We start from the raw sequence: 12,499 nt of genomic DNA on the forward strand, positions 1-12,499 counted from the left end.
GCTCCGTGCCCGTGGCCCTTCGAAGTCGTTAAGACCTGGTGTCGTCCGGGCAAGCGGTGTGGGGGTTTCGCGGTATGGAGGTCGTCGGTGTGCAGCATCGCTATGGCAAGAGGCTGGTGTTGCGGGGGATCGACCTGCGTCTGCCCGCCGGAGCGCTGACCGGTGTGGTGGGGGAGAACGGCGCAGGCAAGTCCACGTTGCTGAAGGTGCTCGCCGGAGAGTTGCGCCCGACACGGGGCACGGTCCGTCATCGTGGTGCGTTCGGGTACTGCCCGCAGCAGGTGGTGGTGAACGACGCGCTGACCGTGCGCCAGCATCTCGCCTTCTTCCAGGCGGCGTTCCGTCTCGACGGTCTGCGCCACGCGTGGGAGATCATGGACGTGCTCGGTTTCGCCGAGTACGCCGACGAGCGGGCGGGCGTGCTCAGCGGGGGTACGCGGCAGAAGCTCAACGTCACGCTGGCGTTGATGCACGATCCGCAGGTGCTGTTGCTCGACGAGCCGTACCAGGGCTTCGACTGGGACACCTACCTGCGGTTCTGGGAGCTCGCATCCCGGCTGCGGGAACGGGGGCGGTCGGTTCTGGTCGTCTCCCATCTCGCCTACGACACCGAGCGTCTCGACGAGTTGTGGCGCCTGGACGGTGGCCGGCTCCGGTCGCAGACGGTGGAGGCAGCATGAAGGGGCAGCTGATGCTGTTCGTCACTGCCACGCGGTACGCGCTGGTCGAGCATGCTCGCAACCGGTTCGCCGTGGCGCTCATCGCGGCCTTTCTTCCCCTGTGGACGCTTCTCGCCTACGCGGCGATGCCGGCCAGTCCGGCGAGGCTGCGGCTGCGGGCCACCGGGGAGCTACTGGCCCCGCGGGGCAACGAGATCACCGCGGTCAGCGGTGCGCTCAACGCGGTCACGTTGATCACCGGATTCCTGATGTTCGCCGCGACGTTCAGCAGCAGCGGTTTCGACCGGCGCCTGGCCATGGCCGGTTACCCCCGGCCTCACCTGGTCGCTGCGAAGGTGGCGGGCCTCGCGCTCACCTCGGCCCTGGTGGCCGCCTACGCGACGGCGGTCACCTGCCTGACCTGGACGCCCCGCCAGCCGGCCCTGCTCGCGGCGGCGTTCTTCTGCGCCGGAATGACCTACGGCGTCCTCGGAGTCGGCTTCGGCGCCCTGCTGCGCAAGGAAGTGGAAGGGATGTTCGCCATCGTGATGACCAGCATCGTCGATCTCGCGCTGCAGAACCCCGTCATGAGTTCCGGAGCGGGCAACAGCATCACGCGCTACCTGCCCTCCTACGGCGCCATGCAGGCGGCCACCGCGGCGGGCTTCTCCCACACCACGGTCCCCCGGTACCTGCTCATCGAGCTGGCCTGGTTCACCGCCGCGGCGCTCCTTGCCCTGCTGGCCTTCCAGCGGCGCACCCGCAGTGCCCTGCCCGCCACCCCTGCTCCCTTCCCGCCGCGACCGGCACCGGCCGGACGTCCGACGACGGCGGACAACTGATCTGCGGCCGTATTCCTTGATCACGGGGGAAAACCTCGGCATGCGGTTCTCGTTGTGATCAGTATGTTCTCCACCTCTTCAGGCCGGCAGTCGCCTGCGGCCATGCGGACGGCAAGCCGCTCGGCCCGGTCCTCACGGGCAGTGATCGGTGACGATCCGGTGCTCCGGTCGGCGTACCGGCTGTGCCGGACCCGCACCAGACGGCAGGACCCGGCAGAGTACGCGCTGATCCAGCTGGTGCCTGCCGTGCTGCGCCCGGCGTGCTGGGCGCTGTGGGCGGCGGCCAACGCCATCGACGACCTGGCCGACGACCACACCGCCACCGCAGCCGAGCGGGCCGCACGTGTCGACGAGTGGGTCACCGCTCTGGACCGAGAACTGACCACCGGAACAAGCACCGACCCGATCCGTCTCGCCCTGGTGGACACCGCGTCGCGCTGGCGCCTGGACCTGTCAGGCCTGCGCGGCGCCATGAGGCTGGTCGAGCGCGACGCCCACGGCAGAAGCTTCGCCGACTGGAGCACCTGGAGCAGTTGGGGCCGGGGCAACCTGCTCCCCTGGTTCGATCAGATCCGTGACCTCTTCGACCGGGCAGGCGTGCCGGTGACGCTCCGCCTGGACAGGCAGGAGGTCTACGAAGAGTTCCTCGACGGCGTTCGGCTCACCGACATCCTCACCGACCTGTCGGCCGACCTCGCCCAGGGCGATCTTCTCCTGCCCGGCCAAGCCCTCCACCAGTACCCGGGAAGCTCGGACGACCTGGCGCACCGGCGTTGGAGCCCCGCCGTCGCCGACCTGATCACCCATCTGACGGACCTCGCCCGCCAATGGGTGGCCCAGCCCTCGCTCGCCCGCGGGATGCACCCCGGCCCCGCAACCGTCCTCGACGCCATGGCCGCCCTGCTGCGCACCCAGCTCGACGCCGTGGACGACGCGGGCCCCGCCGTCCTGCACACTCCGCCCAGGCCCCCGCGCGCCACCACGGCCCGTCTCCTTGCCCCGGCCCGGGCGCGTGCGGTCCTTGCCTGGAGCCTTACCCCGCTGACCGTGCCACCCCCGCGCCGCGACGCCGAGCAGTGCCCCCCGTCCGCAGCCGTTCCGACCGCGCGCCGCCCGGCCTTCCGCAGCCCCCCACCGCACCCCAGTGGTGCACGGCCCCCGCATGTCCCCGCCGAACAGATGCCCACGCACGTCGCCGTCATCATGGACGGTAACGGCCGATGGGCGCAGCAGCGCGGCCTGCCCCGGCACGAAGGCCACCGCGCCGGAGCCGCCGCCACGCTCGATGTCGTCCGTGGCGCCGTGGACATCGGGCTGAAGCACCTGACCCTCTATGCCTTCTCCACCGAGAACAGGAAACGCGGCACCGAGGAGACCGGTGCGATCCTCGATCTCCTGTGCCGGCAGACGCGTGAGTTCCCCGACGACCTCGACATCCGGATGCGCTGGCACGGCCGCGTCGACGGTCTGCCGCAGGACCTGGTCGACGTCCTGAACATGCGCGAGCGCAACTCCCGTGACTGCACCGGCCTGACGTTGACGACGTGCGTCAACTACGGCGGTCGCGACGAGATCACCCGTACCGCCGCCGCCCTCGCCCGCCGGGTACGAAGCGGTCAGCTCGATCCCGACCTGATCGGTGAGAGGGACTTCGCGCGGTGCCTTGCGGACCCGGACATGCCGGACGTCGATCTGCTGTGGCGCACAGGCAAGGAACAGCGCATCTCGAATTTTCTGCCCTGGCACACCGCCTACGCCGAGCTCTGTTTCACCGGCGACCTCTGGCCCGAGGTCGATCGACGCCACCTGTGGCAGGCCATCACCGAATACACCCGGCGGCAGCGCCGCCACGGCGCCGCCGAGGCCACCGGCCCTGTCATCGAGGGCGGGCCACGTGGCACCGCCGAGGCTCGGCTGCCGTAGTGACCGCAGGACGCCCGATCCGGACGCCTCGCCAGGGATCCGTTCAGGTCCGCCGAAGTGCCGACGCCCCGTCACGTCCGCCGAAGCGGTGTGGAGCAGCCTATGAGCATGGCCGTCCTCCGCAGGCCGCTCCGGCGGGCATGAGCCGGGCGGCAGACGTGGTTTCCTGTCAGCTCGTCGCGCGTACGGCGTCGAGGATCAGCTCCGCGACGGCCTTCGGGCGGGACACCGCGACGGCGTGCGAGGCGCCGTCGGCCTCGACCACGGTCGCCCCGGCCCGCTCGGCTCCGAAGCGCTCCACGTCCGGGTTGATGGCCTGGTCCGCACCGGCCACCAGAGCCCAGGACGGCTTGGTCTTCCACGCGGCTGCCGCGGCCGTCTCGGTGAAGGCGCCGGCCGCCAGAGGACGCTGTGCCACGGCGAGGACCCGGGTGACGGACTCGGCGACGTCCGCGGCGAAGATCTGGGGGAAGGCCCCGGCCTTGATGGTGACCTCGACCGCGGGCTCCGCACCCGGTACCGGATATGTCGATTCGTCGAGGTTGCTGACCAGCGGCGAGAGCGGGAAGCGGCCCTGCAATTCGCCCAGGCTCTCGCCCTCTTCGAGTGCGTAGGCCGCCACGTAGACGAGGCCGACCACGTTCTCCGCCGTACCCGCCACGGTGATCAGCGCACCGCCGTAGGAGTGCCCCACCAGCACGACGGGACCGTCGATCCGGGACACGACCGAGGCGATGTAGGCGGAGTCGGCCGCCAGTCCCCGCAGCGGGTTCGGCGGTGCCACGACGGCGACGCCGTGGCCTTGCAACTCGGTGATGACTCCTGCCCAACTGCCGGCGTCGGCGAAGGCGCCGTGGACGAGGACTACCGTCGGGGACTGCTGAGTGGTCATGTCTGTTCTTCTCCTCGGTGGAACCGGAGTGGGTGACCGGTCGGGGTCAGCGGGCGGCGAGAGCGGTGCGGAGCGTGCTGACGGCCAGGTCGATGGCTGCCTGGGCCCCATGGGTCTCACGCAGGGCGTTGAGCATCACGAAGTCGTGGATGACGCCCTGGAAGCGCACGGCGGTGACCGGGACGCCGGCCGCGCGCAACTTGGCCGCGTAGGCCTCGCCCTCGTCGCGCAGTACGTCGGCCTCGCCGGTGATGACGAGAGCCGGGGGCAGACCGGTGAGCTGCTCGGTGGTGGCGCGCAGCGGCGAGGCCGTGATCTGCGCCCGCTCGCTCTCGTCGGTCGTGTACTGGTCCCAGAACCACTGCATGCCGTCGCGGCGCAGGAAGTATCCGGTGGCGAACTGGTGGTAGGAGCCCGTGTCGAAGGAGGCGTCGGTGACCGGGTAGAACAGCACCTGCTGGACCAGCGGGACATCTCCCCGCTCCTTGGCCATCAGGGTCAGCGCGGCGCTCATGTTGCCGCCCACCGAGTCGCCGGCCACGGCCAGCCGGCCGCCGTCCAGCTCCTTGGCCGCGCCCTGCGTCACGATCCACCGGGCGACCGCGTAGTTCTGTTCGATGGCCACCGGGTAACGGGCCTCGGGGGAGAGGTCGTACTCCGGGAACACCACCGCGGCGCCCGCCCCGACGGCGAGCTCGCGCACCAGCCGGTCGTGGGTGTGCGCGTTCCCGAACACCCAGCCCGCACCGTGGATGTAGAGGATCACCGGCAGCGGGCCCTCGACGCCGGCCGGCCGTACGATCCGCGCCCGGACACTGCCCGTGGGGCCACCCGCAACGGTGATCCACTCCTCGTCCACCGCCGGCTTGGCGATCTGCCCGGACTGGACCTCGTCAACGGCCTTGCGCCCCTCCGCGGGTGCCAGGTCGAACAGGTACGGAGGGTTCGCGGTCGCTTCGGCGAACGCCGCCGCCGCAGGTTCGAGTACGGGCACGACGGGTTCCACGGCGTGGGACATGGTGCATCTCCTGGAGGTGTGCCGAAAAGGGGTGTCGTAAGGGGTGCTTCGAGGGGATGGCCCGCCACCGGCGAATTCGGTCGCTGTGCGCGACAGCGGCGGGCAGCCGCTCGACCCCGGCCACCACGGTAGGACCGTCCGGCCCGGGCGAATTGTTCACCTGTGCACTGGTTCTGTACTGGCAGTGCACGGACGGGACGCACGACCGGACTCCGGTGTGGTGCACGGCACGGAGAGAGCCGCACGGGGAGAGACCGGCCCAGAGGTACGCACGGAGCACGGCACGGAGGGAACCGTCCTCGTGCACGGAGAGAAAGGAACCCGATGCGAGGACGCCTACCGTGGGCGACGTCGCGACCGGTCGCGAGGGAGCTGACGTGCCGCGGCACGGGACGGACGTGAGGGATGAGCGGCGCCTCAGGTGCTACGGAGCCCGTCGAGCTGTACGCATGCCTCGGCGACGGCCCGCGGGTCGGCGTCGGCGCCCAGCGCCGCCACGCGGGAGTAGACGTCCCGGGCCTCCGCCGGCCGCCCGGCATCGAGCAGTACGCGGCCCAGATCCATCAGCCGACGGCTCTCCAGCGAGGTGTTGCCCGTGGCGTGACACACCCGCAGGGCCGTCCACAGCTGACTGACAGCCTCGTCCCACTGCTGGAGCCGGGCGTATGCCACACCCATGCTGGAGTGCAGTTCGAGACGGGTGATGTCGGCGATGTGCGGTTCGACGCGGTCGCCGTTCTCCTCCAGGAAGGCGTAGGTGCGCCGGTAGGAGGCCAGCGCCTCCTCGGGCCGTCCCTGTGCCATCAGACTCAGGGCATCGTTGTGCATGCACTGGAGACTGCCGTGCACGTCTCCGGCGGCGTCGAAGAGTTCGGCGGCCCGGCGGAGGTCCTTCCCGGACCTCGCGTGATCGCCCAGCTTGCGGAGGGCCCAGGAGCGGTACTGATGTGCCCAGGCCTGCTGCATCGGGTCCCCCGCCCGTCGCGCGGCGGCGAGTGCCTGGCCGGCGCGTGCGACGGCGTCCTGGAAGCGGCCCTCGCACACCAGCAGCGCCCAGGCGTGGTAGTTGAGCTGGGTCGCTTCGAGCAGGGGGTCTCCGAGAGCCTGGGCGCTCGTGACAGCGGTGGCGAAGACCTCCGGCCAGTGCACCCAGGAGATCCACTGGTCGGAGAACCAGTGCAGCGCTTCCGCCACCTCCACCACGGACGCGTGCTCGCCGGTCACCGCCGCCGTGCGCACCGCGGCGAGCCAGTTGGCACCCTCGCTCTTCAGCCACCGGAGGGCCAGGTCGGCGGACGACAGGTCGACCGTGCCGTGCCAGCCGGCCGGGGGAGCCCCGTGGCCCGGTTCGAACCACCGGCCCGCCACGACCGTGGTCCGCAGCAGCCAGTCGTCCAGCGCCGCCGCCGCCCGGTCCGCGTCCTCGGCGCTCTCGTCGGCCGTCAGCCGGGTACGCGCGTACAGACGCACCAGGTCGTGCAGCCGGTACCGCTCCCCGTCCGAGCTCAGCAGCCCTGCCTCGACCAGTTCCTCCAGGGTGTCCTCGGCGTCGAACAGCTCCTGCCCGGTCAGCTGCGCGGCGCCCGCCGCCCCGGCGTCCGGGCCCGGGATCAGCGCGAGCCTCCGGAACAGCCGGGCGGCGGCGGGGGTGAGCTGGCGGTAGGAGAGGTCGAAGGCGGCGGAGACCCGGAGGTCTCCGGCGGCCAGCGCGTCCAGTCGGCGGTCCTCCAGGGCGAGGCGGTCGGCGAGTCTGCGCACCGACCAGCCGGTACGGGTGGCCAGCCAGTTGCCGGCCACCCGCAGGGCCAGCGGCAGATGTCCGCACAGCCGGGCGACGTCGGCGAGCGCTGCGGGGTCCGCCGCCGCCCGTTCCGCTCCGACCAGCCCCGTCAGGAAGTCCGCGGCCTCCGACGGTGTCAGTTCGCCCAGCGGCAGCCGCTCCACGCTCTCCAGCCCCGAGAGCATGCGACGGCTGGTGACCATCACCATTCCCGCGCCGGTGCCGGGCAGCAACGGGCGGACCTGCCCCTCGTCCCGGGCGTTGTCCAGAACGAGCAGACAGCGCCGCTCGGCCAGCAGCCGCCGGTACAGCCCCGGGTGCCCCTGGGGTCCCGCCTTCGCCAGCTCGCGGTCCGACACATGGAGAGCCTTGAGTACCGTGAGCATCAGTTCGGCGGGCCCCGGCGGCTCGTCGTCCATGCCGCGCAGGTCCACGACCAACTGCCCGTCCGGGAACCGGCCGGCCAGTTCGCGTGCCGCGTGCAGTGCGAGTGTGGTCTTACCCGTACCCGGTGGACCCGAGACCGCCACGGTCACGGGCAGGGCGGCCCGGCGGCCCTCGCCGCCGTTCCGGACACTCCGGGCGGCGGCGGCTTCGGCGAGCCCGGTGAGTGACGTCAGTTCGCGGGCCCGGCCCACGAAGTCGTCGATCCCGCGTGGAAAGGCACGTACCCCGGCCGGGCTGTACCCCGTACTCCGGCCGGCGCGGGCGGCCGCCAGCAGCCGTTCACGGTCTTCGTCGCCCAGTCGCAGCCCGTCCGCGAGCGCTGCCACGGTCCGCCGCTGCGGCGCGGCCCGTCGCCCGCGCTCAAGATCCCCGATGCCCCGCACGCTGACCCCCGAAGCCTCGGCGAGCCCTTCCAGGGTCAGCGAGGCGGCGATCCGCATCCCGCGCAGCGCGGCTCCGAAAGCTCCATGATCACCGGTCACTACGGGTTCCTTCTCCCACCAGGCCTGCCGCAGGGCCGGCGAACGCTCACCAGACTTTATCAGCGCGACCTCGCAGGTCACGGGCGGTCCGGCCCCCGCAGGCCGCCGCCGGAGGGCGCCCCCCGGCGCCGGTGGCCGATCGGCCAGGGCCTTCGGCCCGCCGCCGTCCTCGTGCCACATTTCTGCCCGCGTTCTGCCTGGAATGCCGGGAGCCCGCCTGTTTGGCTGGTCGTGGCGGAGAGCCGGGCCACAGCGCCGCAGCCCGGTCCGTCACGAGGGGACCATTCCGCGACGGGCATCCGCGCGTGGCCGGCAGATCCGTCGCCTCGCCGAGACACCGAGGACCTGCCGGTCCTGCGCGGGCCCGGGTGTCCGATGTCTCCGCCGGGATCGCACGGATGAGAGGAGAGCCGGATGAACTCGGTGCTGACGACCGCCACGGTGGCAGACGGAGACAACTTCGACCGATGGCGCCGGACGGTGGAGCAGGCACTGGTGCCCGGGGCCGTCGCCCCGCGCGGCGATCGCCCCTTCGACGGACGGATCGTCACCCACGGGGTGGGAGCGCTTCGGGTGTACGCCGTCGAGGCCGACGCACACCGATTCAGCCGCAGGGCGGCCCACATCGCACGCTCCCCGGAGCCGCTCGTGGCGATCTCCCTCCAGATGTCAGGAAGGACGGTGTTCACCCAGGCGGGCCGCACCACCGTCGCGAACCCCGGCGACCTCGCCGTCCGCGACACGACGCGTCCGTACACCCTGGACTTTCCTGAACGCTTCTCCGCCGGCCTGGTGCACGTGCCGCGCCACCTGCTGGGGGTGCCGGACGAGGATCTCGACCGCGTCACCGGCAGTGTGTTCACCACGGACCAGGGATGTGCGGCGGTGCTGAGAGCGCTGGTCACCACGGTCGTCGGATCCGCGCACACGTTCTCCCCGTCTGCTGCGAGCGGTCTGGTCGGCGGTCTCACCGACGTGTTCGCCGCCCTGGTCGCCGAGAGCACCGAGGCAACGGCCACGGAGGTGAGGAACGCGCGGCATCAGCTGATCCGACGCGTCCGTGACCACATAGACGAGAACCTCGCCGACACCGCACTGTCACCGGAATCCGTGGCGAGGGCGAGCCACATCTCGGTGCGCTACCTCCACCGTCTCTTCGAGGACGAGGAGATCACGGTCAGCCGGCTCATCCAGCGGCGCAGACTGGAGGCCTGCGCGCGTGAACTGGCGTTCAGCGGCCGGACGGCACCCACGGTCTCGTCCATCGCGCAGCGCTGGGGATTCGCCAATCCCACCCACTTCAGCCGGGTCTTCCGGGGTGCCTACGGTCTCCCGCCCCGTGAATGGCGCGCCATGCGCATGGCAGCCGGCGAACCCGGCTCCCGAGGTGACGGACGGAGCCCTTCCGGGCCGGCCGGCAACACTTCGGGTCCCTTGGCCGTGTCCTCGGCCTGAACCCGGCGCCCGGCCTGCCCTGAAGAACGGGCCCGGCGCCGGACCCTCGGAGTGTGCGCCTCGCCGGTGCCGTCGAGAATCCCGGCGTTCGCGCCCGGCGCCGGTTCTCCGGCGAGATCAGAGGCCGAAGGTCCGAGCCCCGAGGGGAACCACACGAGCCCAGAGGGGAATCGCACGGCCCGAGAGGGGAACCGCACGGCCCCTGAGCGGAACCACACGGCCCCTGAGCGGAACCACACGGCCCCCGAGTGGCGCCACACCGCCGACGCCTACCGGGTGCCCTCGCCGAACAGGGCCGCGACGGGCGGCACCCCCGCTGACGCCAGCACCGCGGCGCCGACCAGCCCGGCGTCGGGTCCCAGCTCAGCGGGCACGGCGCGCAGCTCCTTCAGGAAGGGCATCGCCGCGTAGTGCCGCAGGTGGCGGGCGAGCGGTTCGAAGAACACCTCGCCGGACTGGGCGACACCGCCCCCGACCACGGCAATGTCGATCTCGATCAGCGCCGCCGTTGCGGCGATGCCGGCCGCCAGTGCGCGTGCTGCCCGATCGAACGCGGCGAGTGCCGCCGCCTCCCCGGCTCTGGCCGCTGCCGCGACCCCCGCCGCATCGGCTGTCAGAGGTGCTTGCCAGCCGAGGGCAAGAGCGTGCCGCGTGATGGCGGTACCACTGGCGAGGGTTTCCAGGCATCCTCTCGCGCCGCACGGGCAGGGCTCGCCGTCGTAGTCGACGCTGATGTGCCCGAGGTGGCCGGCGTTGCCCGTGAGCCCGTGGTGCACGCCGCCGTCCAGGACCAGGCCGGCGCCGACGCCCGTGGAGACCACGAGGCACAGCGCGTTCCTGCGTCCACGTGCCGCTCCGTGGCGATGCTCAGCAGCGGTCATCGCCACGGCGTCACCCGCCAGCAGCACCTGCCGGCGGGCGAGGGCCGGATGCCTTGTGACGGACTCGACGAGCGGAAAGTCCCGCCAGGCCGGGATGTTGACAGGGCTCACGGTGCCGCGTGTCAGGTCGATCGGGCCGGCGCTGCCGATGCCCACCGCCTGGACCTTCGCCCACAGGGGGCTGGCGGCCAGGTCAGTTATCACCTCGTACACGGAGTCGAGGAGTGCGTCAGCGGGTTTCTGCGCCGGGGTGGCCCGGCGCGCGCGGTGAACCAGAGCGCCGTCCCGGTCGACCAGGGCGCCGGCGATTTTGGTCCCGCCTATGTCGAGGGCGGCGATCAGGTCACCGCTCGGTGGTGCGGCTGCCGACCGATAACTACTCAAGGTGACGTTCCTTCGGGAAGGAGGGCTTGGGCGGTCCCGTGCGGGACACCACATCTGACCATTGCCTGACAACGTTGTCCAGCACTGGCCGGATCTTCCTCGGCCGATGCCTTCAAGTAGCGATTGATTTAGCCAACGTTTAGTAAAGTCGCAGTTCAGGGCTCTATGAAGGCGTCAATTTCGGGTGGAGCGGTCTATGGACATTGCCACCGCGTTACGTCTACGTTGAGCGCTCATCAGGCCGGGACAGCGGGAGCCGATGCGGCACCCTCCTGGGCGTGACGGCGTAAGCCGTGCAGTGAGGGGTGGAGGAAATGCGCAGATCGTGTGTGGTTCTGGTGGCCGCGACCATGGTCGCTGTCACAGCGTGTAGTGGTCAGGAGGGCGCGGCGACCGGAGAGGTCGCGGCTCCTCCGAAGGATCCCGCGAAGGTGTCGGGCGCCATCACGGTCCTGACCAACAGGACGGACCAGATCGCCGACGGCTCGTTGAAGAAGTACGCGGCCGCGTTCAACAAGATCTACCCGGGCGTGAAGGTCAAGTTCGAGGGCCTGACCGACTACGAGGGTGAGACCAAGATCCGGATGAACACCGAGAACTACGGTGACGTCCTCCTGATCCCCAACTCCCTTTCCGTCGAGCAGTACCCCCACTTCTTCGCTCCGCTCGGCAACTCCATCGCGCTGTCGGAGAAGTTCGACTACACCGACCACGCCACGGTGGACGGCAAGGTCTACGGGCTGGCCAACATCGGGGTGGCCAACGGCTTCGTCTACAACAAGGCGGTCTGGGAGAAGGCCGGCATCAAGGACTGGCCCGCCACGCCGGAGGAGTTCATCGCGGATCTGGAGACGGTCAAGGCGAAGACGGACGCCGTGCCGTACTACACGAACTACAAGGACGGCTGGCCGCTGACCAACTGGACGAACGCCGTCGGCTCCCCCTCCTGCGACTCCGGGGCGTACGACTCCCTGGCCAAGACCGAGCACCCTTGGAGCAGCGGGTCGGATCTCCACGAGATCGACAAGCTCCTCTACACGATCGTCGAGAAGAAGCTGGCAGAGCCCGACCCGACCACGACCAACTGGGAGGACTCCAAGGCGCAGATCGGATCCGGCAAGGTCGCGTCGATGTGGCTGGGGTCCTGGGCGATCTCCCAGATGCGGGCCGGCGCCGAGGCCGCGGGGGAGGATCCCGACGACATCGCGTTCATGCCGTTCCCCGCACAGCACGACGGAACGTACTGCTCGGTGCTCCGTCCTGACTACCAGTACGCGGTCAACGCGCACTCCGGCAACAAGGAAGCGGCCCGGGCGTGGCTCGACTGGTACATCACCGAGTCCGGCCAGGCCGCCAGTGAGGGATCCATCTCCTCGGTCAAGGGCGCTCCGTTGCCGGACACGCTCAAGGCGTTCTCTGACAACGATGTCACGATGATCCCGCAGCACCAGGAGAACATCGTCGACGTCAACAAGATCGACAAGGCGTCGGAGATCGGCATCACCGCGCAGGGCTACCGGCAGAAGCTCGTCGACATCGCCCGGGGCGCGGCCGACGGAGACATGGACAGCTACTTCGGCGAGCTGAACGGCAAGTGGGCCGAGGCGCAGCAGAGCCTCGCCGGCTGACCGTGCCGCGGCACGGTGAGACCCCGGCCAGGGCAGGGGCGTTCCCACCCGCTCGGGCAGGGGGCCCCGCCTGAACCGCTCGCCGTGCCGCAGCCCCGATGTCCGCCC

The 12,499-nt window shown here is 70.8% G+C and carries 9 protein-coding genes; 5 read left to right on the forward strand and 4 right to left on the reverse strand.

Annotated elements, in window-relative coordinates:
• Positions 1–74: 74 nt before the first annotated feature.
• The 3 genes from ABZY45_RS25110 (at position 75) to uppS (ending at position 3,424) form a co-directional block, all read left to right on the forward strand.
• Positions 75–680 (forward strand): ABC transporter ATP-binding protein, encoded by a 606-nt coding sequence (locus ABZY45_RS25110; RefSeq protein WP_356743190.1) that lies wholly within the window; start codon positions 75–77, stop codon positions 678–680.
• The gene (locus tag ABZY45_RS25115; RefSeq protein ID WP_356743191.1) at positions 677–1,501 is read left to right on the forward strand and encodes an ABC transporter permease; all 825 of its coding nucleotides are present in this window, start codon (positions 677–679) and stop codon (positions 1,499–1,501) included. Before ABZY45_RS25110 ends, ABZY45_RS25115 begins: the two co-directional genes overlap by 4 nt.
• Positions 1,502–1,603: 102 nt before the next feature.
• Complete coding sequence (gene uppS / locus ABZY45_RS25120; RefSeq protein ID WP_356743192.1) at positions 1,604–3,424, forward strand: polyprenyl diphosphate synthase; 1,821 nt, start codon at positions 1,604–1,606, stop codon at positions 3,422–3,424.
• 169 nt (positions 3,425–3,593) lie between these two features.
• Here uppS and ABZY45_RS25125 read toward each other — a convergent pair whose 3' ends face one another.
• From ABZY45_RS25125 to ABZY45_RS25135, 3 genes are all read right to left on the reverse strand, one after another.
• Positions 3,594–4,316, reverse strand: a complete 723-nt coding sequence (locus ABZY45_RS25125) for an alpha/beta hydrolase (RefSeq protein ID WP_356743193.1) — start codon at positions 4,314–4,316, stop codon at positions 3,594–3,596.
• Between the two features lie 46 nt (positions 4,317–4,362).
• On the reverse strand, positions 4,363–5,334 hold the full coding sequence (locus tag ABZY45_RS25130) for an alpha/beta hydrolase (RefSeq protein ID WP_356743195.1): 972 nt from the start codon (positions 5,332–5,334) through the stop codon (positions 4,363–4,365).
• A 417-nt stretch (positions 5,335–5,751) separates the two neighbouring features.
• On the reverse strand, positions 5,752–8,043 hold the full coding sequence (locus tag ABZY45_RS25135; protein ID WP_356743196.1) for a tetratricopeptide repeat protein: 2,292 nt from the start codon (positions 8,041–8,043) through the stop codon (positions 5,752–5,754).
• A gap of 414 nt (positions 8,044–8,457) precedes the next feature.
• Between ABZY45_RS25135 and ABZY45_RS25140 the strand changes: the two genes are divergently transcribed.
• On the forward strand, positions 8,458–9,498 hold the full coding sequence (locus tag ABZY45_RS25140; protein ID WP_356743197.1) for a helix-turn-helix domain-containing protein: 1,041 nt from the start codon (positions 8,458–8,460) through the stop codon (positions 9,496–9,498).
• A gap of 269 nt (positions 9,499–9,767) precedes the next feature.
• On the opposite strand, the gene ABZY45_RS25145 is transcribed toward ABZY45_RS25140, so the two are convergent.
• A complete protein-coding gene (locus ABZY45_RS25145) occupies positions 9,768–10,763 on the reverse strand; it encodes an ROK family protein (RefSeq protein WP_356743199.1) in 996 nt (331 codons plus the stop codon).
• A gap of 314 nt (positions 10,764–11,077) precedes the next feature.
• Here ABZY45_RS25145 and ABZY45_RS25150 point away from each other — a divergent pair, with 314 nt between their 5' ends.
• Positions 11,078–12,391: an ABC transporter substrate-binding protein gene (locus tag ABZY45_RS25150; RefSeq protein WP_356743201.1), complete on the forward strand. Its 1,314-nt coding sequence runs from the start codon at positions 11,078–11,080 to the stop codon at positions 12,389–12,391.
• Positions 12,392–12,499: the final 108 nt, after the last annotated feature.

It is taken from the genome of Streptomyces sp. NPDC006516 (genome assembly GCF_040611875.1).
In the GTDB taxonomy this organism is placed as follows: Bacteria; Actinomycetota; Actinomycetes; order Streptomycetales; family Streptomycetaceae; genus Streptomyces.

What these genes read in the sequence shown, in the direction of transcription:
- ABZY45_RS25130 (WP_356743195.1), bottom strand. Translation starts at nt 5,334, where the DNA reads ATGTCCCACGCCGTGGAACCCGTCGTGCCCGTACTCGAACCTGCGGCG.
- ABZY45_RS25115 (WP_356743191.1), top strand. Translation starts at nt 677, where the DNA reads ATGAAGGGGCAGCTGATGCTGTTCGTCACTGCCACGCGGTACGCGCTG.
- ABZY45_RS25150 (WP_356743201.1), top strand. Translation starts at nt 11,078, where the DNA reads ATGCGCAGATCGTGTGTGGTTCTGGTGGCCGCGACCATGGTCGCTGTC.
- ABZY45_RS25125 (WP_356743193.1), bottom strand. Translation starts at nt 4,316, where the DNA reads ATGACCACTCAGCAGTCCCCGACGGTAGTCCTCGTCCACGGCGCCTTC.
- ABZY45_RS25140 (WP_356743197.1), top strand. Translation starts at nt 8,458, where the DNA reads ATGAACTCGGTGCTGACGACCGCCACGGTGGCAGACGGAGACAACTTC.
- ABZY45_RS25110 (WP_356743190.1), top strand. Translation starts at nt 75, where the DNA reads ATGGAGGTCGTCGGTGTGCAGCATCGCTATGGCAAGAGGCTGGTGTTG.
- uppS (WP_356743192.1), top strand. Translation starts at nt 1,604, where the DNA reads ATGCGGACGGCAAGCCGCTCGGCCCGGTCCTCACGGGCAGTGATCGGT.